General features: G+C 64.9%; 21 protein-coding genes and 1 tRNA gene. 11 read left to right on the top strand and 11 right to left on the bottom strand.

Annotation, left to right across the window (positions count from 1 at the left end):
* The first annotated feature begins 170 nt into the window (after window positions 1-170).
* Window positions 171-1,010 (top strand): enoyl-ACP reductase FabI, encoded by an 840-nt coding sequence (gene fabI / locus LDL28_RS03310; protein WP_233057203.1) that lies wholly within the window; start codon window positions 171-173, stop codon window positions 1,008-1,010.
* Between the two features lie 19 nt (window positions 1,011-1,029).
* Window positions 1,030-2,106 carry a chorismate synthase gene (aroC, locus tag LDL28_RS03305; protein WP_233057202.1) on the top strand — a complete coding sequence of 359 codons (1,077 nt, stop codon included), beginning with the start codon at window positions 1,030-1,032 and terminating at the stop codon, window positions 2,104-2,106.
* A gap of 21 nt (window positions 2,107-2,127) precedes the next feature.
* Here the strand turns inward: aroC and LDL28_RS03300 are convergent, their stop codons facing one another.
* Complete coding sequence (locus tag LDL28_RS03300; RefSeq protein WP_233057201.1) at window positions 2,128-2,559, bottom strand: OsmC family protein; 432 nt, start codon at window positions 2,557-2,559, stop codon at window positions 2,128-2,130.
* 283 nt (window positions 2,560-2,842) lie between these two features.
* Between LDL28_RS03300 and rpsB the strand changes: the two genes are divergently transcribed.
* The 4 genes from rpsB (at window position 2,843) to parC (ending at window position 7,792) form a co-directional block, all read left to right on the top strand.
* On the top strand, window positions 2,843-3,628 hold the full coding sequence (gene rpsB / locus LDL28_RS03295; protein ID WP_034959472.1) for a 30S ribosomal protein S2: 786 nt from the start codon (window positions 2,843-2,845) through the stop codon (window positions 3,626-3,628).
* A gap of 102 nt (window positions 3,629-3,730) precedes the next feature.
* Entirely contained in the window at window positions 3,731-4,636 is a 906-nt protein-coding gene (gene tsf / locus LDL28_RS03290; RefSeq protein ID WP_233057200.1) for a translation elongation factor Ts, read from the top strand.
* A gap of 46 nt (window positions 4,637-4,682) precedes the next feature.
* Window positions 4,683-5,474: a DNA repair protein RecO gene (gene recO / locus LDL28_RS03285; RefSeq protein ID WP_233057199.1), complete on the top strand. Its 792-nt coding sequence runs from the start codon at window positions 4,683-4,685 to the stop codon at window positions 5,472-5,474.
* Between the two features lie 101 nt (window positions 5,475-5,575).
* Window positions 5,576-7,792, top strand: a complete 2,217-nt coding sequence (gene parC / locus LDL28_RS03280; RefSeq protein WP_233057198.1) for a DNA topoisomerase IV subunit A — start codon at window positions 5,576-5,578, stop codon at window positions 7,790-7,792.
* 3 nt (window positions 7,793-7,795) lie between these two features.
* Here the strand turns inward: parC and LDL28_RS03275 are convergent, their stop codons facing one another.
* The 3 genes from LDL28_RS03275 to LDL28_RS03265 form a co-directional block, all read right to left on the bottom strand.
* On the bottom strand, window positions 7,796-8,587 hold the full coding sequence (locus LDL28_RS03275; RefSeq protein WP_233057197.1) for an arginyltransferase: 792 nt from the start codon (window positions 8,585-8,587) through the stop codon (window positions 7,796-7,798).
* A 147-nt stretch (window positions 8,588-8,734) separates the two neighbouring features.
* A complete protein-coding gene (hemB, locus tag LDL28_RS03270; protein WP_233057196.1) occupies window positions 8,735-9,727 on the bottom strand; it encodes a porphobilinogen synthase in 993 nt (330 codons plus the stop codon).
* Between the two features lie 83 nt (window positions 9,728-9,810).
* Window positions 9,811-11,292 carry an amino acid permease gene (locus tag LDL28_RS03265; protein ID WP_233057195.1) on the bottom strand — a complete coding sequence of 494 codons (1,482 nt, stop codon included), beginning with the start codon at window positions 11,290-11,292 and terminating at the stop codon, window positions 9,811-9,813.
* A gap of 189 nt (window positions 11,293-11,481) precedes the next feature.
* On the opposite strand from LDL28_RS03265, the gene glyA reads away from it, so the two are divergent.
* Complete coding sequence (glyA, locus tag LDL28_RS03260; protein ID WP_233057194.1) at window positions 11,482-12,768, top strand: serine hydroxymethyltransferase; 1,287 nt, start codon at window positions 11,482-11,484, stop codon at window positions 12,766-12,768.
* Between the two features lie 50 nt (window positions 12,769-12,818).
* Here the strand turns inward: glyA and LDL28_RS03255 are convergent, their stop codons facing one another.
* The 3 genes from LDL28_RS03255 to LDL28_RS03245 form a co-directional block, all read right to left on the bottom strand.
* A complete protein-coding gene (locus LDL28_RS03255; RefSeq protein ID WP_233057193.1) occupies window positions 12,819-13,838 on the bottom strand; it encodes a succinylglutamate desuccinylase/aspartoacylase family protein in 1,020 nt (339 codons plus the stop codon).
* The gene (locus tag LDL28_RS03250) at window positions 13,835-13,981 is read right to left on the bottom strand and encodes a hypothetical protein (RefSeq protein WP_233057192.1); all 147 of its coding nucleotides are present in this window, start codon (window positions 13,979-13,981) and stop codon (window positions 13,835-13,837) included. The genes LDL28_RS03255 and LDL28_RS03250 overlap by 4 nt, the downstream gene beginning before the upstream one ends.
* Window positions 13,982-14,047: 66 nt before the next feature.
* Window positions 14,048-15,151, bottom strand: coding sequence for a DEAD/DEAH box helicase (locus tag LDL28_RS03245; RefSeq protein WP_370636360.1), 1,104 nt, complete (start codon window positions 15,149-15,151; stop codon window positions 14,048-14,050).
* Window positions 15,152-15,263: 112 nt separating this feature from the next.
* Here LDL28_RS03245 and LDL28_RS03240 point away from each other — a divergent pair, with 112 nt between their 5' ends.
* The 3 genes from LDL28_RS03240 to LDL28_RS03230 all read left to right on the top strand — a co-directional run bounded on the left by LDL28_RS03240 (window position 15,264) and on the right by LDL28_RS03230 (window position 18,652).
* The gene (locus LDL28_RS03240) at window positions 15,264-16,214 is read left to right on the top strand and encodes a mitochondrial fission ELM1 family protein (protein ID WP_233057190.1); all 951 of its coding nucleotides are present in this window, start codon (window positions 15,264-15,266) and stop codon (window positions 16,212-16,214) included.
* A gap of 50 nt (window positions 16,215-16,264) precedes the next feature.
* Window positions 16,265-18,154 (top strand): hypothetical protein, encoded by a 1,890-nt coding sequence (locus LDL28_RS03235; RefSeq protein ID WP_233057189.1) that lies wholly within the window; start codon window positions 16,265-16,267, stop codon window positions 18,152-18,154.
* 114 nt (window positions 18,155-18,268) lie between these two features.
* Window positions 18,269-18,652 (top strand): hypothetical protein, encoded by a 384-nt coding sequence (locus LDL28_RS03230; RefSeq protein ID WP_233057188.1) that lies wholly within the window; start codon window positions 18,269-18,271, stop codon window positions 18,650-18,652.
* A 39-nt stretch (window positions 18,653-18,691) separates the two neighbouring features.
* On the opposite strand, the gene LDL28_RS03225 is transcribed toward LDL28_RS03230, so the two are convergent.
* From LDL28_RS03225 to LDL28_RS03210, 4 genes are all read right to left on the bottom strand, one after another.
* Window positions 18,692-18,766: transfer RNA gene (locus LDL28_RS03225), tRNA-Val, on the bottom strand.
* Between the two features lie 70 nt (window positions 18,767-18,836).
* Window positions 18,837-20,348 (bottom strand): YifB family Mg chelatase-like AAA ATPase, encoded by a 1,512-nt coding sequence (locus LDL28_RS03220; protein ID WP_233057187.1) that lies wholly within the window; start codon window positions 20,346-20,348, stop codon window positions 18,837-18,839.
* A gap of 358 nt (window positions 20,349-20,706) precedes the next feature.
* A complete protein-coding gene (locus tag LDL28_RS03215; RefSeq protein WP_233057186.1) occupies window positions 20,707-22,221 on the bottom strand; it encodes a replicative DNA helicase in 1,515 nt (504 codons plus the stop codon).
* Between the two features lie 57 nt (window positions 22,222-22,278).
* Window positions 22,279-23,376, bottom strand: a complete 1,098-nt coding sequence (locus tag LDL28_RS03210) for a glycosyltransferase family 4 protein (protein WP_233057185.1) — start codon at window positions 23,374-23,376, stop codon at window positions 22,279-22,281.
* Window positions 23,377-23,627: 251 nt separating this feature from the next.
* Here LDL28_RS03210 and LDL28_RS03205 point away from each other — a divergent pair, with 251 nt between their 5' ends.
* A complete protein-coding gene (locus LDL28_RS03205) occupies window positions 23,628-25,112 on the top strand; it encodes a mannitol dehydrogenase family protein (RefSeq protein ID WP_370636217.1) in 1,485 nt (494 codons plus the stop codon).
* The last annotated feature ends 63 nt before the right edge of the window (window positions 25,113-25,175 follow it).

Raw genomic sequence — 25,175 nt, 5'->3', positions numbered from 1 at the left:
GCGGAAGCCCGTCGGAGCCGCCATACGAAACATATGGAAACATAAGGTAAGTTACCGCGTGGCGAATATTCGCTACAATTACGGTAATCGGCATCTTGTCCGAAACGGCGGCTTGTGCAACCACGAGGCCAAAATTTCATTCGTCACTTAAACTTATTGAGGAAACCAGCATGTCAGACGGCGCGCCCACAATCTCCGCCAACGGAACACTGATGAAAGGGAAGCGGGGACTTGTCATGGGGGTTGCGAATGACCGCTCGATCGCGTGGGGCATCGCGCGCGCCGTGGCCGAACAGGGGGGTGAGCTCGCCTTCACCTATCAGGGCGAGGCGCTGGGCAAGCGCGTGCGCCCGCTGGCGCAATCGGTGGGATCGACACTGGTGCTGCCCTGTGACGTGAGCGATGACGCCGCCATCGACGCGACCTTCGCCGCCGTTGAAAAGGAATGGGGCAAGATCGACTTCCTCGTCCACGCCATCGGCTGGGCCGACAAGCAGTTCCTGCGCGGGCGCTATGTCGATACCCCGCGTGAGGCGTTCCTGAAGGCGCTGGATATTTCCTGCTATTCCTTCACCGCCGTCGCCCGCCGCGCCGCCAGCATCATGAATCCCGGCGGTTCGCTGCTGACCCTGACCTATCTTGGCGCGGAGCGGGTCATGCCGCATTACAACGTCATGGGCGTGGCCAAGGCGGCGCTGGAGGCGTCGGTGCGCTATATGGCCGTTGATCTTGGCGGGGAGGGCATCCGCGTCAATGGCATCTCGGCCGGTCCGGTCATGACGCTGGCGGCCAACGGGATTGGTGATTTCCGCTATATCCTGAAATGGAACCAGTACAACTCCCCGCTGGAGCGCAATGTCTCGCTGGAAGAGGTGGGCGGCGCCGGGCTGTACATGCTGTCCGACCTGTCGGGCGGGGTGACGGGCGAAATCCATCACGTCGATTCCGGCTACCATATCGTCGGCATGAAAAACCCCACCGCGCCGGACATCACGGTCGCGGGTAACTGAGCGCGGGAAGCCTGCCTTCATGTCGTATAACACCTTCGGCCACCTGTTCCGCGTCACCACGTGGGGGGAAAGCCATGGCCCGGCCATTGGCTGCGTGATCGACGGCTGCCCGCCGCGCATCGCACTCGACGCGGCGGACATCCAGCCCTGGCTGGACCGCCGCAGGCCCGGACAGTCCCAGTTCACCACGCAGCGGCAGGAAGCCGACCGGGTCGAGATCCTGTCCGGTGTGTTCGAGGGGCGGACAACCGGCACCCCCATCTCCCTGCTTATCCATAATACCGACCAGCGTTCGCGCGATTATGGCGATATCGCCACCCGCTACCGGCCCGGTCACGCCGATGTCGCCTATGACATGAAATACGGCATCCGCGACTATCGTGGCGGCGGGCGTTCCTCGGCGCGCGAGACGGCCATGCGCGTGGCGGCGGGCGCCGTGGCGCGCAGGGTGCTGGGCGATGGCGTGCGCATTCGCGGCGCGATGGTGCAGGTTGGCCCGCACGCCATAGACCGCGCCCGGCTGGACTGGGATCTGGCCGGCACCAACGCGCTTTTCTGTCCCGATGCGGAGATCCTGCCGGTATGGGAAGAGTATCTGGCCGATATCCGTAAAAAAGGATCCTCCATCGGCGCGGTGATCGAGATCGTGGCCGAAGGCGTGCCCGCCGGTCTGGGCGCGCCGGTTTATGGCAAGCTCGATTCCGATCTGGCCATGGCGCTGATGAGCATCAACGCGGTCAAGGGCGTGGAAATTGGTGAAGGCTTCGCCGCCGCCAGCCTGACGGGGGAAGAAAACGCCGACCCGATGCGCATGGAAAACGGCACGCTCCGTTTTGAGTCCAACCATGCGGGTGGCGTGCTGGGGGGGATTTCAACGGGGCAGCCGGTCGTGGCGCGCTTCGCGGTCAAGCCGACCAGTTCGATCCTGACCCCGGTTCCCTCCGTCACGCGGGCGGGGGAGAATGTCGATGTGATGACCAAGGGGCGGCATGACCCGTGCGTGGGCATCCGGGCCGTGCCGGTGGGGGAAGCGATGATGGCCTGCGTGCTGGCCGATCACCTGCTACGTCATCGGGGGCAGGTGGGGAGCCTGTAGCACCCCGTCCCGTCCGTTCATTCAGGTCCGGAGCCGGGCTTCCAGCGTGATCGTGGCGTTGAACAGCTTCGAGACCGGGCAACCGGCCTTCGCCTTCTGCGCCAGTTCATTGAACTGTTCTTCGGTCGCGCTGGGAATTTCGGCGTCCAGTGTCAGGTGGGCGCTGGTGATGGCGAAGCTCTCGCCCTGCTTTTCCAGCACGACCGCCGATTTGGCTTCCATCGATGTGGCGGTAAGCCCCGCCCCGCCCAGAATACCGGACAGCGCCATGACGAAACAGGCGGCATGGGCGGCGCCCAGCAGTTCTTCGGGGTTGGTGCCGGGGCGGCCTTCAAAACGGGTGTTGAAGCCGTAGGGCTGTTGCTCGAGCGCGCCGCTCTGTGTCGAGACCTCGCCCTTGCCATCCTTCAGTCCACCAGACCAGTGCGCCGTGCCGTATTTCGTGATTGTCATTGTAGCTCAGTCCTTTATCCGTTGAGGGCAGGGGGATGGTCAGCACCCCGGCGATAGCGTGTTTTCCGGAGTACCTTCCCCGGCAGGCCAACCGGGCATGCGCGGGAAAGTTGCATCACGATCGCGCCCCCTTCATTACGGCGCTTGCAATCCGCGCCAAAAACAGCCATATCCCGCCACGGCCCCGCGCGTGGGGCCAATTCGCACGTGAAGCCAATACCTCTGGTGTCCGGAAACGGGCGTGCTTCACGGAGGATGAACCAGACAAAGGATTGAAGCCGATATGGCAATGCCAGAATTCACCATGCGCCAGCTCCTCGAAGCGGGCGTGCATTTCGGTCATCACACCCGTCGCTGGAACCCGCGCATGGCGCCGTTCCTGTTCGGTGTGCGCAACCAGGTCCACATCATCGACCTGCAGCAGACCGTTCCCATGCTGGACCGTGCGCTCAAGGCGATCCGTGACACCGTGGCCGGTGGCGGGCGCGTGCTGTTCGTCGGCACCAAGCGCGCGGCGGCCGACCAGGTGGCGGAAGCCGCCAAGCGTTGTGGCCAGTATTACGTCAACCATCGCTGGCTCGGCGGCATGCTGACCAACTGGAAGACCATCACCGGGTCGATCAAGCGCCTGCGCGGCATTGACGAAATGCTGGAAAACGGCACCCAGGGCCTGACCAAGAAGGAAGTCCTGGACATCACCCGCGACCGTGAGAAGCTGGAGCGTTCGCTCGGCGGGATCAAGGAAATGGGCGGCCTGCCGGACATCCTGTTCGTGATCGACACGAACAAGGAAAAGCTGGCGGTCGAGGAAGCCAACAAGCTGGGTATCCCGGTCGTGGCGGTGCTGGACAGCAACTCCGACCCGCGTGGCGTGACCTTCCCGATCCCGGGCAATGATGACGCGATCCGCGCCATTGCCCTGTATTGCGAACTGGTTTCGTCCGCCGTGCTCGACGGCATCTCCGCCGAGCTGGGCGCATCGGGTGAGGACTTCGGCGCGGCCGAGGAACTGCCCATCGACCCGGCGGTGGAAACAGCCGTGACGGAAGCCGCCGCAAGCGCGGAATAACACCCTGCACCGCAGCGCCCCGCGCTGCCGTGCGACTGACACAGCAAGGACACGCCCTGCCAGCCGGCGGGGCGTGCGCCTGTCGTGAGGAGTATCAGGATAATGGCGGAAATTACCGCAGCTCTCGTCAAGGAACTTCGCGAGAAGACCGGCGCGGGCATGATGGACTGCAAGAAGGCCCTCAAGGAAGCCGAGGGCAACATTGAAGGCGCGATCGACTGGCTGCGCAAGAAGGGCCTTTCGGCCGCGGCCAAGAAGTCCGGTCGCGTCACGGCGGAAGGTCTGGTTGGCGTCGCACAGGCTGACAACAAGGCCGCCATGGTCGAAGTCAATGCCGAGACCGACTTCGTGGCCCGTAACGAGCATTTCCAGAACTTCGTTTCCGAAGTGGCCCATGCGGCCCTGAACGTTGGCGACGATCTGGAAAAGCTGAAGGCCGCCGTGCTGAAAAGCGGCCGCACCGTTGCCGATGAACTCACGCACCTGATCGCCACCATTGGCGAGAACATGTCTATCCGCCGTGCGCGCGTGCTGAGCGTGCCCTCGGGCGTGGTCGCGACCTACGTGCATTCCGCCGTCAGCCCCGGCCTGGGCAAGATTGGCGTTCTGGCCGCCGTCGAGGCCCCGACCGCCAGCGATGCGCTGGAAACGCTGGGCCGCCAGATCGGCATGCATGTGGCCGCGACCCGTCCGGCCGCGCTGGATGTGGACAGTGTCGACCCGCAGGCGCTTGAGCGTGAGCGCGCGGTGCTGGTGGAGCAGGCGCGTGCTTCGGGCAAGCCGGAAGCCATCATCGAGAAGATGGTCGATGGCCGTATCCGCAAGTTCTATGAAGAAGTCGTGCTGCTGGAACAGGTCTGGGTGCATGACGGCGAAAGCCGCGTGCGTGCGATCGTGAAGAAGGCGGGCGCGAAGCTGACCGGCTTTGATCGCTTCCAGCTTGGTGAAGGCATCGAGAAGGAAGAAAACGACTTTGCCGCCGAGGTGGCGAAGGCGGCCGGCAACTGATCCTGTTGCCGGTTTCCGGGTTTTCCGCAAGGGCGGGTGCTTCCTGATGGAATGGGAGGCACCCGCCCTTGTGCTTTCCGCCACCCCATATGGGGAAGGCAGCGCGATCGTGCATGTGCTCACGGGTGAGTACGGGCTCTATCACGGGCTGGCGCGTGGCGGCTCCTCGCGCCGGGGGCGTGCGGTGTGGCAGACGGGCAATCTGGTGCGGGCGCGCTGGACCGCGCGGCTGTCGGAACAGCTTGGCGGCATGACGGCCGAGACGGTCCACGCCTCGGGCGCGCGGCTGCTCGACCATCCCCTGCCGCTGGCCATGCTGGCGTCCCTGTGCGCCCTGGCCGATGGCAGCCTGCCCGAGCGCGAACCGCATCCCGCCATATTTCAGGGACTGACCAGCCTGCTGGCGCGGATCAGCCTTGACCCGCAATGGGCGCTTGACGCCGCCATGCCCGAGATCGTGCGCTGGGAACTCCTGCTATTGTCCGAACTGGGCTTCGGGCTGGATCTGGGCCGGTGTGCCCTGGGGGGCGGGCAGGATGACCTGGCCTGGGTTTCCCCGCGCACCGGGCGCGCCGTGTCGGATGCGCGGGCGGGGGAATGGCGCGCGCGCCTGCTTCCGCTGCCTGCTTTCGTACTCCATCCCGGGCAGACCGGCACGCCGAAGGACTGGTATGATGGGCTGTGCCTGTCCGGTCACTTCCTGCGACGTGACGCATTCGGCCAGCGCCACCGGCCCCTGCCCGAAGCACGCGTCAGGCTGGCGGACAGGATCGCGCGTCTGGCCGATATGGCCCCGCCGGACGGGGCGGCGGAGACGGCGCCCCCATCGTCTGGCTGAGGAAAAGCCTGCCTCGGGCGATCTGGTGAAATACCCAGCAAGACAACCATTGGACAAAGCCCAAAGTTTCGCTATCTGTTCACCTGCGGGAGGAAGATCGCATGCCTGTGGATACATCAGCCGGACATATTGAAGACACCAAGCTGGCCGACGCGCTGAGCGAACGCTATCTGGCCTATGCCATGTCAACCATCATGTCGCGCTCGCTGCCCGATGTGCGTGACGGGCTGAAGCCCGTGCACCGGCGCATGATATACGCGATGCAGCAGCTCAAGCTTGACCCTTCCGCCGGGTTCAAGAAATGCGCCCGCGTGGTGGGCGACGTGATCGGTAAATACCATCCCCATGGCGATGCCTCCGTATATGAGGCGCTGGTGCGGCTGGCGCAGGATTTTGCCGTGCGCTACCCGCTGGTCGAGGGGCAGGGGAATTTCGGTTCGATCGATGGCGATAACGCGGCGGCCATGCGGTACACCGAATCCCGCCTGACAACCGTCGCCAAGGCCCTGCTTGAGGGCATTGACGAGGACAGCGTTGATTTCCGCCCCACCTATGATGGTGAGGAACAGGAGCCGGTCGTGCTGCCCGCCGCGTTTCCCAACCTGCTGGCCAATGGGGCCGCGGGCATTGCCGTGGGCATGGCGACGAGCATCCCTCCCCATAACGTGGGCGAAATCTGTTCGGCCGCGCTGGCCCTGATCCGCAAACCGTCCACCACCACGGCGGAACTGCTCCAGCATATGCCGGGGCCGGACTTTCCCACCGGCGGCAGTATCGTGGAAGATGGCGACGCCATAGCCCGCGCCTATGAGACGGGGCGCGGTTCCTTTCGCATCCGTTCGAAATGGGAGGTCGAGCAGGGCCGTTTTGGCACCTGGCAGATCGTGGTGACCGAGATCCCGTATCAGGTGCAGAAATCCCGCCTGATCGAGCAGGTGGCCGATCTCATGGAACAGAAGAAACTGCCGCTTCTGGCCGATATACGCGATGAAAGCACCACCGACATCCGGCTGGTGCTTGAACCGAAATCGCGCGGGATCGAGCCTGCGGTGCTGATGGAAACCCTGTTCCGCGCCACCCAGTTTGAAAGCCGCTTCGGCCTGAACATGAACGTGCTGGGGGCCGATCAGGTGCCCGGTGTGCGTGGCCTGAAGGACGTGCTGCAGGCATGGCTCGATCACCGCCATGAGGTACTGGTGCGCCGCAGCGCCAACCGGCTGGTGGCGGTGAACCGGCGGCTGGAAATTCTTGAGGGTTTCCTTGCCGTCTACCTCAACCTTGACGAGGTGATCCGCATTGTCCGCGAGGAGGACGATGCCAAGGCCGCCCTTATGGCCGCGTTCAGCCTGACGGAACTCCAGGCCGATTCGGTGCTGAACATGCGGCTTCGCAGTCTGCGAAGGCTGGAGGAAATGGAGATTCGCAAGGAACATGCGGCGCTGAGCGCGGAAAAGCAGGCGTTGCAGGGATTGCTGGATCAGGAAGGGCTGCGGTGGAAACGCATTGCGTCCGAGATCAAGGATATCCAGAAAACATTCGGTGGCGGCGCGTTGGGCAGGCGCCGCAGCATGCTGGCGGATGCGCCCGTCGAAATCGACGTGGAGGCCGCCCTGCCGGTCGAACGTGATCCGGTAACGGTGATCCTGTCGGAAAAGGGCTGGATCCGCACCGTGCGTGGCCACGGGCAGGATTTGCAGAATGTGAAGTTCAAGGAAGGGGATGCGCCGGGCCTGTCGGTCGAATGTTACAGCAATGACCGGCTGTGCGTGTTCGCGACCGATGGCCGGGCCTTTACGCTGCGTGTGGGGGATCTGCCGCGTGGGCGGGGCGATGGCCAGCCGCTGCGGCTCATGATCGACCTGTCGAACGATGAGGACATCATTACGATGTTCCCGGTCGATGACACCCGCAAGCGCCTGCTGGCCTCGACCAGCGGGCGGGGCATGGTCGTGGCGGAAACGGCCATGACGGCGGAAAAGCGCACCGGCAAGCAGGTGCTCAACCTGAAGGAAGCGGAAAGCGCGCTGATCTGCCATCCGGCGGTGGGTGACCATGTGCTTGTCATCGGCCAGAACCGGCGCATGCTGGTCTTCCCCCTGAACCAGTTGCCCGAAATGGGGCGTGGCCTTGGCGTGATCTTGCAGAAATACAAGGAAGGCGGCCTGCGTGACGCGGTGGTCTTTACCGCGGCGGACGGCGTGGCGTGGCCCGACCCGGCACGTAACCGCGCCTTTGCCGATCTGCGCGACTATATGGGAAAACGCGCCGATATGGGCAGGACAGCCCCGACATGGGCAACCCGCAAGCCACGCGGCTAGGGGTTACTGCGGCGCGGGGAACAGTCCATCGGGTAGAAAAGCGCTCTGGCGGGCCTGATTCCTGCCGTACTCCGTCAGATCCAGGTCATGCCACACACCGCGTGTCATGATCTGGGCGGGGCGGAAACGCGCCTTGTAGGCCATCTTCCGGCTTTCACTGATCCAGTAGCCCAGGTACAGATAGGGCAGGCCCAGCGAGCGTGTATATTCGACCAGATGCATGACGGCGAACGTGCCCAGAGACTGGCGCTGCAATGTCGGGTCATAGAAATCGTAAACGGCGGAAAGCCCGTCATCAAGCTGGTCCACCAGCGCGACGCAGGCAAGGCTGCCGTTATCGTCGCGGAACTCGATCATGAAGGTTTCGACCGGCGTATCCTCGATCATCGCCCGGTAACCGGGAAAGGTCATGGAGGCCATGTCGCCGCCATCATGGCGGGTGTGCTGGTAGGCGCTGAACAGCCTGAACTGTTCCGGCGTGGCGCGCGGGGGGACGGGAAAGCCATGCAGCCCGGCATTGCGGCGCCAGACGCGCTGCTGCGTGCGGCTGGGGCTGAATCGCTCCACCGGCAGGCGGATGGGCGTGCAGGCCGTGCAGTTGGCGCAGACCGGGGCATAGGCAATGGTGTGGCTGCGGCGGAACCCCGCGCGTGAGAGGCGGTTGTGGAACGACGCGGCTTCCAGGCCACCGATTTCGGTCACGACCTTGCGTTCCATATGCCCCGGCAGGTAGGGGCAGGGCATGGGCGCGGTGGTATAGAATAGCTGCGGATGCCGTGGCGATGTATATGTCATGCGCTCTCACCAGCCGGAAACGGGAAGCGGCGGCCCGCGAACAGGAAGATATGGGCCGCCCGTATCCAATGAATACCATATTCTTCCTGTTGCAGGCATCAACTATCCGGCCATGACCGCATGCTTTCGCGCGGGTTCAGGACCGGATCACGCGCGTAGCAGGCGCGCCGCCTCGGGGGCGAAATAGGTCAGCACGCCATTGGCGCCCGCGCGGCGGAAGGACATGAGGCTTTCCATGATGGCGCGCTCCCGGTCCAGCCAGCCATTCTGGATGGCGGCCATGAGCATCGCGTATTCCCCCGAGACCTGATAGGCGAAGGTCGGGACCGAGAATGTCTGCCGCACGCGCTGGATTACATCGAGATACGGCATGCCGGGCTTGACCATGACCATGTCGGCCCCTTCCTGCAGGTCAAGGGCGACCTCGCGCAGGGCCTCGTCGCTGTTGGCGGGGTCCATCTGGTAGGTTTTCTTGTCGCCCTTCAGCAAGCCGCCCGATCCCAGCGCGTCACGGAACGGACCGTAGAAGGCGCTGGCGTATTTGGCGGCGTAGGACATGATGCGGGTGTTGGTCAGGCCATCGGTGTCGAGTGCCGTGCGGATGGCGCGCACGCGCCCGTCCATCATGTCGGATGGCGCGATGATGTCGATTCCCGCCGCCGCCTGGTTCACGGCCTGCGTGACCAGAATATCGACGGACGGGTCATTGATCACGTAATCATCCTCGATCAGCCCGTCATGGCCATGGCTGGTATAGGGGTCGAGGGCGACGTCACCGATCAGGCCGATTTCAGGAAATTCCGTTTTCAGCAGGCGGGCCGCGCGGCACATGAGGTTGTCGGGATTGGTGGCTTCCGTGCCACTTTCATCACGTAGTTCGGTGGGGGTTATGGGGAACAGGGCGATGGCGGGAATATCGAGCCGGGCGGCCGGTTCCACATGCGCCGCCAGCCGGTCGAGACTGACGCGCCGCACGCCGGGCATGGAGGCCACGTCGGTAATCGAGTCCGTGCCCTCGGTCACGAAAACGGGCCAGATCAGGTTATCGGTCGAAAGCGTATTTTCGGATACCAGCCGCCGGGTGAACCGGTCGTGCCGGTTACGCCGCAGCCGTACATGGGGAAACTGACCGATGCTCATCCAATCCAACTCCAACCAGAAAGGGGCCGACTATGATCCCGCCGGCACACGATGCCAAATTATGATGCGGTAATGCGGCGCGGTCAGGGTTCGCGCCGCATGGCAGGTATGATCCGGCCCAGCCGGCTGTGCCGCAGGCCGTAGGTGGCATAGACCACCATGCCCACCGCCAGCCACCCCACCAGCCGCAGCCAGGTCAGCCCGTCGAGCGAGACCATCATGACAAGGCAGCTCACGATACCCGCGACGGGAATGACCATGCCGCCCGGCACGCGGAACACGCGTGGGCGGTCGGGTTCGCGCACGCGCAGCACCATCACGCCCACGCAGACAATGACAAAGGCGAGCAGCGTGCCGATGGATGTCATATGCGCCAGTTGTTCGATGGGCAGGAAGGCGGCCAGCACGCCGGTTGTCGCCATGAAGAACAGGTGACACGCAACCGGCGTGCCCCAGCCCGCATGGACGCGACCGAACAGGGGCGGCAGCAGCCCGTCGCGCGCCATGGCGAAGAAAATCCGGCTCTGCCCCAGCAGCATCACCAGGATGACCGACAGGAACCCGCATATGACCCCCAGCTTGACCAGGGGCTTCAGCCAGCCAAAGGGCGTATGGTCGATGGCGGTGGCCACGGGGGCGGCGTCGCCGATCATGTCATGATAGTTGACCAGTCCCGTCAGCACGAAGGAAAAGGCGATATAGACCCCCGTGCAGATCGCAAGGCTGCCCATGAGGCCGATGGGCATGTCCCGGCCCGGATTGCGGGTTTCCTGCGCCACGGTCGAGACCGCGTCAAACCCCAGATAGGCGAAGAACACCGTCCCCGCCGCGCGCAGGATGCCCGAGACGCCATACTGCCCGAACGTGCCCGTATTGGGCGGGATGAAGGGGGTATAGTTTTCCACCCTGATATAGGGCAGGCCACACCCGATGACGGCGGCGATGACCGTAAGCTTGATCACGACGACAACCGCGTTCATCCGCGCCGATTCCGAAATGCCGCGCATGAGCAGCAGCGACAGCGCCATGATGATGAACACGGCGGGCAGGTTGGCCAGCCCGTGCACGGGCACGCCATCGTGCAGGCCCACCACCTCGAAGGGGGAGGCCATGAGCCGGGGCGGGAGGTGGATGCCCCATCCATCAAGCAGGGAGCGCATGTAGCGCGCCCAGCTTACCGACACCGCCGATGCGCCCACCGTGTATTCCAGCACCAGATCCCAGCCGATGACCCAGCCCGCCAGTTCACCCAGCGTGGCGTAGGCATAGACATAGGCGCTGCCCGCCGATGGCAGCATTCCCGCCAGCTCGCCATAGCACAGCCCGGCGAACGCGCACGCCACGGCGGCCAGCGCGAAGGATATGACCACGGCGGGACCGGCATTGCTGCCCGCCGCGATGCCCGTAAGCGAGAACAGCCCGGCCCCGATCGTCGCCCCCACCCCCAGCGCCATGAGACTGCCCGCGCCCAGCACGCGCTTCAGCCCGGTATCCTCCGCCGGGGCGGTGACGGGCAGCCTGCGCAGCAATGCGCGCGCAAGGCCCGTGGTTCCGTTTGCGCTCATGCGGGCCTCCCTATGGGGCCGGGGAAGGGAACAGCAGTCAAATCAGGCGGTCTCCGTCATTTTGGCGTTGTCTAACCACCACGATATGGCGCACATAGCAGGCCTGTTTCCATACGTGTCATTTCCGCGTGCCAAGCCGGACATGGCAGTTGATCCAATGAATGGAGAATCATAACGGTGCCGGACCATATGAGCCAGACTGACCTGAAGCAGTTTTTCCGCGCCCCACTGACCGAAGCCGACCCCGATGTCGCCGCGATTATCGGCGCGGAACTGGAGCGTCAGCGCGACGGGATCGAACTGATCGCCAGCGAGAACATGGTCTCGGCCGCCGTCATGGCAGCGCAGGGCAGCGTTCTGACCAACAAATACGCCGAAGGCTATCCCGGCCGCCGCTATTATGGTGGCTGCGTGGAAGTGGACAAGGTCGAGACCCTTGCCATCGAGCGCGTGAAGAAGATGTTCGGCGCCGAATTCGCCAACGTGCAGCCCCATTCCGGCGCCAACGCCAATCAGGCGGCCTTCATGGCCATGGTCAGCCCCGGTGATACGGTGATGGGCATGAGCCTTGCCGCCGGTGGCCACCTGACCCATGGCGCGGCCCCCAATTATTCGGGCAAGTGGTTCAACGCGGTCCAGTACGGCGTGCGGAAGGAAGACGGCCTGCTGGACTATGAGGAAATGGAGCGCCTGGCCCGCGCCGAGAAGCCGAAGCTGATCGTGGCAGGGGGCTCGGCCTATCCCCGCATCATCGACTTCGCGCGCTTCCGCGCCATTGCCGATGAGGTCGGGGCCTACCTGATGGTCGACATGGCCCATTTCGCCGGGCTGGTGGCCGCGGGGCTGTATCCTTCGCCCATCGGGCATGCCCATGTCGTGACCTCCACCACGCACAAGACCCTGCGCGGGCCGCGTGGCGGGCTGATCCTGACCAATGACGCGGCTCTGGCCAAAAAGATCCATTCCGCCGTATTCCCCGGCCTGCAGGGCGGTCCGCTCATGCATGTGATCGCCGCCAAGGCCGTCGCGTTCGGTGAGGCCCTGCGCCCCGACTTCCGCGCCTATCAGGAAGCCGTGGCCAGCAATGCCCGTATCCTGGCCGAAACGCTGGTCGGCAGCGGTTTTGACATCGTGACCGGCGGGACGGACTGCCATCTTCTGCTGGTTGACCTGCGGCCCAAGGGCGTGACGGGCCGCGCGGCCGAGCGCAGCCTTGAGCGCGCGGGGATCACCGCCAACAAGAACGCCATTCCCTTCGACCCCGAAAAGCCCGCCATCACATCAGGCATCCGTCTGGGCAGCCCGGCGGCGACGGCGCGCGGCTTTGGCGCGGCAGAGTTCAGGGAAGTCGGTCTCATGATCGACGAAGTGCTGACCGCGCTCGCCAAAAGCGGTGAGGAAGGCTGCCCCACCACCGAGCAGGCCGTCCACCAGCGTGTCAAGGCGCTGTGCGCGCGCTTCCCCATCTACGCCTGATGCGCCAGCGGCCCGGCCCCGGTTACTGACCCGGGGCCGGGCCGTCGCTTTCAGGGGGGGACGGCGCGGGCGAACCTGACCGCCGTGTGCCCGCGCGCGGGGCGGAGGTTGGGCATGACCAGCATGCAGTGGTCATAAGGCGTGCGGATTTCATCATTGCCGTCATGGGCCACCAGTGTCCCGCCCGCAGGCAGCACCGCCCCGCCACGGAAGGGGGCGACAAACCGGAACATGCCCGTACGGGCGGTGACCACATCCGTCACCACCATATGCCGCCGCGGGAGCGGCCCTTCGGCCCGGACCGGCAACCCGCAGCATGGCCCGATCAGGGACAGGACCGCCTGCATGGCGCGGGCGACGGTTTCCCTGCGCCAGTGCTGGCCCGCCTCCAGCAGGCAGGCGGCGGCGGAGGTCGCGGTCGCGCTGAAGTGGGGATGGTCGATCAGCCTGCACCCGTTCCGGTGCCCGCCATCGGCCACACTGATGCCAACCCCGCGTATGCCGCGCGCCATCATCCGCCCCGGACCCGACTGGCCGGACAGGAGCAGCGGGTCGCCCGGCCACAGCATGGAATGCAGGTCCAGCAGCCTGTCCGCCGTCAGGATCACCGGCAGCAGCACGCGCGCCCGGTCGAGTTCATGCGAATTCCGTCCGCCATCAAGCATGGCGGGGGACCAGACACGGTTCATGTCCTCATCCACGCAGCGCGCGCGCGTGGGGTCGCGGGGATCGAACAGGTGCATCGCTTCCGGATTGGCGAAAATAAACGAAAGCCGCCCGCGGCGGGGGCGCACGCGCTCCCGCAGCAACCTGTCCAGCACCATAGCACCGGCGAATTCGTTGCCGTGGATCAGGCTGACACATACGGTATGCGGGCCGGGGCCACGTCCCTCGTAATGCATGACGCCGGGGATGCCGCAATTCCCCCTGATCCATGGGGAGAGATCGGGCGGGGTGATGCCGATCTTCCAGCGCGGCAGGGCCGGGGGCGGGGGCGGCAGGCGGTCAAGGAAACGGGTCGGGCGCGCCACACGCACCGGCAGGCGTTTGTCCATCGGCCCGCATGTCATGCCACGGGCAATCCCTTTGGTCCGCAGGGGGCCTGCCCCTGCGGATGCATGACATCCACGATCTTCATGAACAGCAGTTTATCCAGCCTGCCCCCCACGGCAAGGGCATCGGGCGGGGCGGGACATGACAAACGGCCGCGCATGACGGAGATATGACCGGACTTTATGAAGGCCGTAGCGCAACGCCCGGCCGTCCGGGCTTTCGGAGGTTATTCCGGCAGCGGCGCGATGCGGATGCGCTGGCCCGTCAGGCGTTCGATTTCCTTCAGCGCGTGGCGTTCCTCCGGCGCGCACAGGGCCACCGCCACCCCGCGCCGGCCCGCGCGCGCGGTGCGGCCGATCCGGTGCACATAGGCTTCGGGCATGGTGGGAATGTCGTGGTTGATGACCAGAGAGATATCATCGATATCGATTCCGCGCGCCATCACATCGGTCGCCACCAGAACCCCCATGCGGCCCTGACGGAAGTCGCGCAGCATGCGTTCACGCCGCGCCTGCGAATGGTCGCCATGAATGGCCACGGCCGGGGTCAGCGTGGAAATGGCGCGCGCGATGCCGTCCGCTTCCTGCCGGGTGCGCACGAACACCATCACCCGCTGCATGCCGTAATGGCGCAGGCAGGCCAGCGTGGCCTCGGTCTTGTGCCGCATGGGCACGAAAATGGCGTATTGCGCGATGCGGGGCGCGGGCGCGTGTTCCACCTCGATACTGATGCGCACGGGCCGGTGCAGCAGTTGCGCCGCAAGCGCGCTCATGGCCGGGGGCATGGTGGCGGAAAACAGCAGGGTCTGATGCCGGGGGGGCAGGATGGCGGCGAGGGCGAGCATTTCCTCCGCGAAGCCGGGATCGAGCATGCGGTCGGCTTCATCCAGCACGAACCGGGTGGTGGCTGACAGGTCCATCTCACCCCCGCGCGCAAGGTCGGTCACGCGCCCCGGCGTGCCCACCACGATCGCCACGCCATCCGCCAGCGTCCGGACCTGTGCCGCGCGCGGCGCGCCGCCGGTCGCCTGAAGCACGCGCAGCCCGCTGCCGCGCGCAAGCCCCCGCAGCACGCCCGCTATCTGCCCCGCCAGTTCGCGCGTGGGCGACAGGATAAGGCAGCGGATGCGCGAATTGTCCGTCTCCACACCCTGCATGAGCGCGGAAAGGAGGGGGGCGGCGAAAGCCACCGTCTTGCCGCTGCCGGTGCCCGCGCGCGCTTCCACATCGCGACCGGACAGCACGGCGGGAATGACCGCCTGCTGGATCTGCGATGGGCTGGACAGGCCCATGCGTGTCAGGGCGGCTGCCACGCGGCCGTCCAGCCCCATGCCGGAAAATGTCGGTTCTGTCTCGCTCATCGCTGCCCCATAGCGCGGCTGGGCCGTGGACAAAAGGGGCGAGGGCATTGACGTGCGTTCCATACCCCCGCCAGATGGGCGGATGACCCACCCTTCAGGCCCCGCGGCCGTCATCGCGGCAGACCTTGCCGGCATGCGCTCCCAGACCTTCGGGCTGGCCCGCCGCGTCGGGCTGGAACCCCATCTGCACGCGCTGGTTCCCAAAGGGATATGGCGGCATGTGCCCGCCGCCTGGTGGCCCGCGCCGTTGCGGGCGGTGCGGCCGCTGGACCTGCCCGCCGATTACCGCGACCACCCCGTCATCAGCATCGGCGGCGGCGGGGGCGCGGTGGGGGCGGCGCTGAAGCGGCGGGGCGCGCGGGTGATACAGGTGCAGAACCCACGCCTGTCGCCCGCGCGGTTTGATCTGGTCATCGCCAACCGGCATGACCGGATTGGTGGCCCCAATGTCATCCTGACCCGTACCGCGCTGCATGGCGTAACCCCGCACCTGCTTGAACAGGCCCGGCGGGAATGGGCGCCTGCTCTTGCCCATCTGCCACGCCCGCTGGTGGCGGTGCTTGTGGGTGGGGGCAATGGGCGTTTTCGGCTGGGCCGGGCGGAGGGGGCAGCGCTTGCCGCCGGGCTGGCCACCATGATGCGCCGCGACCGCGTGGGGCTGGCCCTGACGCCTTCACGCCGGACCGACCCGGCGGTCAGCGCCGAACTGCACCATGCGCTGGCGGGGCTGGGGGCATGGGTATGGGACCAGACCGGCCTCAACCCCTATCTCGGCCTGCTGGCCTGCGCGGATGCGATCGTGGTGACGATGGACAGCGTTTCCATGGTGTCGGAAGCCGTGGCGACGTCCGCCCCGGTCATGGTGGCGTCACTGCCGGGCCGGTCGCGGCGCATCGGGCATTTCCTGCATGACCTGACACAGGCGGGCCGCATCCGGCCCTTTGCCGGGCGGCTGGAGACATGGCCGGTCATGCCGCTGGATGATACCGAAATCGCGGCACAGGCGGTGCGGCGGTGCCTTGGCCTTGCGTAACGGCACAATAACGCTCCCACTTATGCGCGGAGTGGAATAGAACAGGCTTCATGCTTGGCATTCGAACCTTTGACCCGCGAACCGGCGGCAATATGGCCTATAAGGCCCTGACCCATCCATGGGCCGCGGAAAAACTGGCCATCCTCGCCACGGAACTGGCAAAGGGCGGCCCGGTCGCCATTTATGACCCGCACGGGATCGCGCAGACGGCCCTGGCGCTGCTGCCTGCCGGCATCAGGGTTACGGGTATTTACACCCATGATTCGCTTAAGGTGGGGCAACCCTGTGGCGAATGGAGCCTGCTGGCGCTGGCCGACCTGCCCCGGGCGGATGCCAAGACCGTATGGGCGCTGGATTTCAGCCATGCGGTGATGGAAAACCGGCTGTCGGGCCTGCTGCCTGTGGGCAGCGACCTGCGCACGCTGGCGCAGGTGCGCCTGCCCGACAGCATGCTGTCCGTTGCGCATACCTATCTTGATGGGCTGAATTTCGGCACCAATCTCGCTTTTTTCCGGGATACGGCGGAATTCTCCACCCGTCTGGTATCTGCCAATTACTGGTCACGCTACGGCGCGGACAATGTGCGGTTCTGGCTGCGGCTGTACGATCAGTCCGGGCAGGTGCTGCATACGTGGGAACAGGCGGTTCCCCGCGCGGGGCAGGCCATCATCCTTGACAGCGCGGAAATACGCCAGCGCTTCGGCCTGCCTGAATTTACCGGGCAACTGTTCATCCACGCGACGGGAATCGCGGGGCATGACGTGGTCAAATACGCACTGGAAACACGCGGGCGGGGCGATAACCCCAGCCTGTCGGTCACGCACGACGCCAATGCGTGGCCCGCCGCGCGGTATGCCAACCTGCCGGCTCCCGGCCCGGGGGAGGACGTGGTGCTGTGGCTCCAGAACAGCCACGCCCTGCCTGTCGCACCGGGCGCCATAAGTTTCAACCGCATGGGGAGCGAGCGGCATGTGCCCCTTGCCCGGCCGCTTGCCCCCTATGAGACCGTGGCCGTGCATGTGGGGGAGATCATGCCCGACCTGGCATGGCCGGAGCAGATCGAACTGCGCGCCGGTGGCCATGTGGTGCGCCCGCGCTACGAGATTACGCAGCGCACCCGCACCCGTATTGCCCACCTGAACGTGCAGCGCGCCGACCTGCGGCCTGATCCGGGTATCGAGAAGCTGGATTCGCGTTTTTTCGGGCGGGGTTACCTGCTGCCGTTTCCGGTGCCGGATCCCGCGCGTTACCGCACGCTTGTCCTGCCATCACCCATGGCCGAAAGCCTCGAAACCCTGCCGACGCGCATAGACTGCTTCGATGCGGAGGGGAAAAGCGCCGGATCGCATTTCATGGGGTGCCTGCCGCGCGATCACGCGACGCTGTGCGATGCAAGTGAACTCGTGACCACGGCGGGCCATGGGGAACTGGTCTATGACTTCCGCGCGGGCGGGCAGGCCGATGGCTGGCTGCATGCCCTGATCCGCTACGAGGACCGGGAGACCGGCCACGTGGCGGAAACCAGCTTCGGCGCGCATATTTTCAATACCGTCATGACCTATCGTGGTGAGCCGCAATCCTATGTCGGCCCGCCGCCGGGCCTGTCCACCCGGCTTTTCCTGACGGCGGCGATTGCCGAACCGTTCAGTTTCTGCACCCTCATCTATCCGGCGTCCGCCGCATGGTGCGCGCATTCGGATACATCGCTCTATCTGCATGCCGCCGATGGCACGGTGATGGCGCGGGAGAAAATCGCCATCCCCCTGTCAGGTTCCCGTGCCATATGGCCGCACAGGATCTTCGGGGTGGCGGCCCTGCAACGCGCGGGCGAGGGGGCCTATGTCATCATCCGTGACACGACATGTCGCCTGTTTGGCTATCATGGCCGCATGATGGAACGGGACGGACGGTTTTCAGCCGATCATATGTTCGGATTCTGAGCTTTTTGGGTGCTATGCCCATGGCATCGATGTAATGAATCCGGCCCGGGGCGCATTCTGGCGGAGGGTCCGGTTGCGCGAACGCCCGCCGCTGACAGGGAGCCTGAGCGCACCATGATCGTACAGGACACCAATTTCTTCTGTGATATGCCGGAAGACATGAAATACCTGCGCGACCGGAACCCGCCCGGCAATTTCATCGAGCAGAACATGATCTTCATCCTGCCCGACCGGCTGCGCAAATTCCGCCGGAACCTCTTTCACGTAAGGCGTACGGATTCGGATGCAACGGTCTATGCGCCGCTGTTCCGTATCCGCTGCATAAGTGCTTCGAACCCGGTGCCGGAGGGATATGACGGACCGTTCGACGTGTTTCCGTTCTACACCAATCCCACCCGTAAACGGCGGCGGACACTGGATTACTACGTGCTGTTCCTGTTTCAGGACAAGCTGTCCTACGTCCGGTGTCGTGACGCTCTGAGCCAGCTTCCGGCATGATGGCCGGAACAGGTAGGTTTTGTAAGGGGAGAGACCGGATGGTGGGTGCGACAGGGATTGAACCTGTGACCCCCGCCGTGTGAAGGCGATGCTCTACCGCTGAGCTACGCACCCATCCGCTTCGGTGGGGTCTTATTAGTCCAGCGGGGCAGGGCGCGCAAGGGGGAAAAATCCATATCCCACGCTATTTTACACCCACACGGCGCAGGCGGTAGGCCAATGCCTCGGCAATATGGCCGCGTTCCACGTCCTGTGCCGCCGACAGGTCGGCTATGGTGCGGCCCACGCGCAGCAGGCGGGTAAAGCCACGGGCCGAAAGACGCAGCTTTTCCGCCGCCTGCACGGCAAAATCCCGTGCCTGCGCGGTGATGCGAAAGGCGTCGATCGGGGCTTCGGCATTGCGTGGCGCGCCCTGTCGTGCACGCTGGCGTTCCACCGCCGCCATGACCCGTTGCGCCACGCTGGCGCTGGATTCACCGCCGTGAAGTTCCGCGATGCGGGTCAGCGGCATGGGTTCGACATGCACCGCCATGTCCAGCCGGTCCAGCAGCGGGCCGGACAGGCGGGCCTGATAATCCTCCCCACAGCGTGGGGCCTTGCGGCATTCCTGTGCCGCGTCACCCAGATAGCCGCATTTGCACGGGTTCATGGCGGCAACAAGCTGGAAGCGGGCAGGGTAGGTGACATGGGCGGCGGCGCGGGCGATGGATATGGCACCGGTTTCCATCGGCTGGCGCAGGGTTTCCAGCGCGGAGCGGGCGAATTCGGGCAGTTCATCCAAAAACAGCACGCCCCGATGCGCAAGGCTGACCTCACCCGGTCGCGCGCGCGGGCCGCCACCGCTCAGGGCCGCCGGGCTGCAGGAATGGTGCGGGTCGCGAAACGGTGGCCGGTGGACGGGCTGGCCATCCTTCAGCAGGCCACCAATGCTGTGAATCCGGCTTATTTCCAGCATTTCCGCCGTCGTCAGGTCCGGCAGGATCCCCGGCAGGCGTGCGGCCAGCATGGATTTTCCAGCACCTGGCGGGCCGATCATCAAAAGCGAATGGCGTCCGGCCGCCGCGATTTCCAGTGCGCGGCGGCCGGTTTCCATGCCGCGGATATCCGCCAGATCGGGCAGGGTGGTCAGGTCGGGCGCGATGCGGGGCGGGAGTTCAACCGGCTCGATCACCTGCTGGCCACGGAAATGGTTCAGGAGCGCGGGCAGGCAGCGGATGGCAAGGATATCCATCTCCTCGCTGGCCCAGCGGGCCTCGACGCCCTGATCCGCCGGGCAGATCAGCCCCAGCGACTGGGCCGCCGCCGTTATGGCCGCGGGCAGCACGCCACAGACCGGGTTGACGCCACCATCGAGCGAAAGTTCACCCAGCGCCGCGTAACGTTGCGCCAGATCGCCCGGCAACAGGCCCATGACCATAAGCAGCGCCAGGGCGATGGGAAGATCGAAATGCGAGCCTTCCTTCATGAGGTTGGCGGGCACCAGATTGACCACGATGCGCTTGGCGGGCAGCGCCAGGCCCATGGCGGACAGGGCCGCGCGCACGCGCTCACGCGATTCATTGACGGCCTTGTCCGGCAGGCCGACGATCAGGAATGACGGGAGACCCACGGCAAGCTGGACCTCGATTTTGACAGGAACGGCTTCGATGCCGGAAAAGGCAAAACCGGAGATGGATGCAAGCGCCGTATCAGTCATGACGCGATGATGCCGGATACGGACGGGTTTGGCCATGATGGCGCATGGGCATGATGCACGCGCCAGCCGCGTGGATTACGGCGGCCGTGGCCACGCAGCCCCTAATTTGTTGGCATAATATTTCTTATAAAACTTTTGGAGGTGCGGGAAAGGGGGCGCATGACCCGCCCTTCGTTCCTGCCACCCGTCCCATCCGCTGTGCACAAATCTGCACAACGGTATTGGCCGGGGGCGTCATTTCAGGACCGTGGCCGATGCGCCACATGCCTGTGCCGCCCTGCCGCATGTAACTTACAGGTTTTCTGTAAAGACCGTTTCGGAGATCTGTTTCCTGATGGTCCGCCGCGATTTGAAAAACCTATACGTCGTGCACCATGTCGAGGTCGGCAAAGCGCGTGAACTCGCCTTCGAAGAACAGGTGCACCGTCCCTGTCGGCCCGTGACGCTGTTTTTCCAGAATCAGTTCCGCGCGGTTATGCGCCAGATCCATCTTGCGCTGCCACTCCTCCATCGCGGTCTGGTATTTATCCGTTGAATCGAAGGATGTTTCCTTGGGCTGGCGCTGCTGGAGGTAGTACTGGTCGCGATAGACGAACATGACCGCATCCGCGTCCTGCTCGATCGAGCCGGATTCACGCAGGTCCGACAGCATGGGCCGCTTGTCTTCCCTGCTCTCGACCTGACGCGAAAGCTGGGACAGCGCGATGACCGGAACCGACAGTTCCTTGGCCAGCGCCTTGAGGCCCTGCGTGATCATGGAAATTTCCAGCACGCGGTTTTCCGCCCTGCTCCCCACCGATGGCCGCATGAGCTGGAGGTAATCGACCACCACAAGGCTCAGCCCCTTCGTGCGGGCCAGCCGGCGGCAGCGCGTGCGCATGGCCGAGAGCGAGATGGCCGGTGTGTCGTCAATATGCAGCGGCAGTTGCGCCAGTTCCCGGCTGACCTGCACGAAGCGGTCGAATTCCTTCTGCCCCAGATCGCCACGGCGAATTTTCTCGCCCGATACGCTGGCCTGCTCGGACAGGATACGGGTGGCCAACTGCTCGGCTGACATTTCAAGCGAGAAAATGGCGACCGAACCCTTTGGCCTGTTATCTTCCGGCGCCTCGCGGGCTTCCTCCATCAGTGCGCGTGCGGCGCAAAAGGCGATCTTGGTGGCCAGCGCCGTCTTGCCCATGGCCGGACGCCCCGCCAGGATCAGCAGATCCGACGGATGCAGCCCGCCGGTTTTCTTGTCCAGATCCCGCAGTCCCGTGGTCAGGCCCACCACATCGCCCGTGCGGGTGAAGGCCTGATGGGCAATGTCCAGCGCTTCGGCCAGCGCACGGTCAAAGGACAGGAAGCCCCCGTCCTGCCCCTTTTCCGTCGCCAGGCGGAACAGGGCCTCCTCGCTCGCGGCGATCTGGTCGGGACCGTCGAGGTCGGGCCGTGCGCCAAAGGCGTTGTTGACCACATCCTGCCCGATATCGATCAACTGCCGCCTGATCCACGCATCATGGATCACCCGGCCGTAATCGGCGGCGTTGATGATGCCGACCATGGAGGTGAGCAGCCGGGCCAGGTAGCCGGTGCCGCCCACCGCGTCCAGCACGCCGGTATTCTCGAATTCGGCCCGCAATGTCACCGGGTCGGCCAGTTGCCCGGCCTCGATACGGCGGGAAATGGCGTCATAGATGCGGCCATTGGTTTCATCGGCGAAATGCGCGCCGGTCAGGAAGTCCGATACGCGGTCATAGGCGCGGTTATTGGTCAGCAGCGCGCCCAGCAGTGCCTGCTCCGCCTGCACATTGGCGGGCGGCATGCGCTGCGATACACCGAGAAGGGAGTCCTTTTGCGGGGACTCTGCGGGGGGATTCTGGATCGTATTCACACCCCCTTCTACCCGATCCCCCCGCGCTACCGGAAGGGGGTTGTCGTGCCGCTGCCCTCAGGAACGGCGCGTATGCACCAGGGCTTCGGCGCGGTGGATGATGGCCATGGCCTTTTCATGCACCGTGTCGGTGTTATAGCGCCGCAATATGTCATCGCGCGCCCTGTGGCCGATACGGGCGCAGAGTTCGGGGCGGGCGTACAGGTACAGGATCCGGTCCGCCAGCGCCTCGGGCGTTGCGGTGCGCAGGAGAAAGCCGTTTTCCCCATCGCGGATGATGTCGGGAATGGCCCCCACGGGGGTCGCGATGACCGGCAGCCCGGTCTGCATGGCCTCATGCACGGCGATGCACAGCCCCTCGAACCGCGAGGACTGCACATACACATGCAGCTTGTGGCAGAACGCCAGCGGGTCGCGCTGGAACCCTTCGAAATTCACGTCCGCCTCCTGCTCCGCCGCCAGCTTGCGCAGGCCGTGCATGAGCGATCCGCTACCGCAGATGGACAGGCGGATTCGCGCTTCGGGCATCCGTTGCCGGATCACGCCCATCGCGCGGATGGCCAGTTCCATGTTCTTCGCCGGTTCCAGGCGCCCCAGCGTGCCGATCTCGAATACCGTATCCGTCTGTCCGGCCCACGCGGTGGCGGCGGGACTGTCGGCGCTGGCGACGAATAATGGCCATGTGAGGATACGCTCGGGCGCTATGCCAAGCTGGCGCTGGGTGATGCGGGCCACGAATTCGGAATCGGCTATCCAGAACGCGCTCAGGTTGCGTGTCTGGCGCAGCAGGAAGCGGTTGGCGGGTTTAAGGAACTCGTTATGCTGCCAGCTTACCACCGGAATGCGCAGCAGGCCGCCAATCACCTGCCCCAGCAGCGTTGCGCGCGTAAGCGATGTCCACAGCAGGTCCGGCCGGTTGGCGCGCACGTAGCGCAGGAGCTGCCCCAGCGTGGCGAAGCGTTCGGGGTCACGGTCTTCGAGGATATGATAGTCGATTCCGGCGGCTTCCAGCCAGGCGATGGCGTTACCCGCCTTGCGCGCCAGCGCCACGACCCGGACTTCGTGCCCACAGGCGCGCAATGTCCCGATTATGGCGGGTAGCGGCCGTTCGGCCCCGCCCCCGTTCAGGCTGTTGATGAGATAGAGGATACGCATACATTACCAACGACAGGAACGGCAGGGACTTCCCCATGCCGTCATTTTCAGAACCGGCACACTGATGGGCAACGGTGAAAACGGTTCATAGGGCAGTTTTGTGTATTAGAAAACCGAATAGCGCCCATACATCCGCCAGTCCCCTTTTTTTCGGCCCAGCCCCGAGGCAGGCTTGCGGCAGGGGCGCGCCATTCACGGGTTGTGCCGGTGTATGTTTGTGATTACGCGTCAGGAAATACCTTCCATGGAAAATGGTCATGACCGCAATCAATAATACGACCCTGCACCATCTGTCCCCCAATATTGTGGTGCCTGCCTACGAACGCGGCAAGGTGACACCCGGTATCGCCCATATCAGCATGGGCAATTTCCACCGCGCCCATCAGGCGGTGTACATGGACCGCGTGCTGGCGCGTCCCGGCCAGTCGGGCTGGGGTCTGCTGGGCATCGGCCTTATGGAAAACGAGGCCGAAGCCACGAAAGCCCGGGATATGGCGGCGCAGGACGGCCTGTATTCCCTGACTGAATGCGCGCCGGACGCCCCCAACGTGGTGCGCGTGATCGGCTCGATCACCGAATATATGTATGCCCCGTCCGACCGTGCGGCCACCATCGCGCGGCTGGCCGACCCGGCAATCCGCATTGTCAGCATGACCGTGACCGAAGGCGGTTATTATGTTGATGAAAATGGCGTCTTCCCCCTGGACCATCCCGTCATTGCCGAGGATCTGAAGCGCGACGTCCCGCACACCGTGTTCGGGCTTGTGACCGAAGCCCTGCGCAGGCGGCGTGAAAGCGGCGCAGGCCCCTTTACGATCCTGTCGTGTGACAACCTGCCCCAGAACGGCCATGTGGCGCGTACCGCCTTCCTGACCTGGGCGCGCGCGCGCGATGCCGGCCTGGCGCGGTGGATCGAGGAAAACGTCACCTTCCCCTGCACCATGGTCGATCGCATCACCCCCGCCGTCCACCCCGACGACATCCGCCGCCTGGACGCGGAAAGCGGACTGGATGACCGCATACCCGTGTTTTGCGAGGATTTCATCCAGTGGGTGGTGGAGGATAAATTCTGCGCCGGCCGCCCGGAACTTGATGCCGTGGGCGTGCAGTTTACCGACAACGTCCAGCCCTATGAGGCGGTGAAGCTGCATATGCTCAATGCCTCCCACTCCCTGCTGGGCCTGTCGGGCGTGCTGTCGGGTTATCGTATTGTCAGTGAAATCATGGCGGACCTGCACGAGGTCACGCTGGTGGAGCAGTATCTCGGCTTTGACGCGGAGCCGCTGCTGCTCGCCCCGCCGGGCATGGCGCTGACGGAATATGGCAGGCGCGTGCTGCATCGCTTCCGTAACCGGGCCATTAGCGACCAGTTGCTGCGCATCGCATCCGACAGCACATCCAAGCTGCCCATGTTCATCAAGAGCACGGCCATGGGCGTGCTGGCGCATGGCCGCAGCCCGATACGCGTTGCCTTCGTCGTGGCCTGTTACGCCGAATACCTGCGCGGGCATGATGACAGCGGGCAGCCCTACACCATTGTCGAACCTCATCTGACGGATGAGGACCGCAGGAACGCGGCCTCCCCCCGCCTGGAGGACGCGCTGGAGATGAGCGCCTTCGCCGGGTGGGACCTGCAGGCCAGTCCCGGATTTGTCGCGACCTATGTCCGCCTGCGGCAGTCCATCCGTGACAGGGGCACGCGCGCGACGCTGGCGCAGGTCATATCCGGCCCGTAACACATGCGCAAAGACATATTCCGGCCCGCCGAACGGTAATTTACACGCTTTATTCATAAAGCT

It is taken from the genome of Komagataeibacter sp. FNDCR2, assembly GCF_021295395.1.
Classification (GTDB): Bacteria; Pseudomonadota; Alphaproteobacteria; order Acetobacterales; family Acetobacteraceae; genus Komagataeibacter.
Note: the sequence above shows the minus strand (reverse complement) of the source record. Positions and strands in the feature narration are given on the sequence as shown.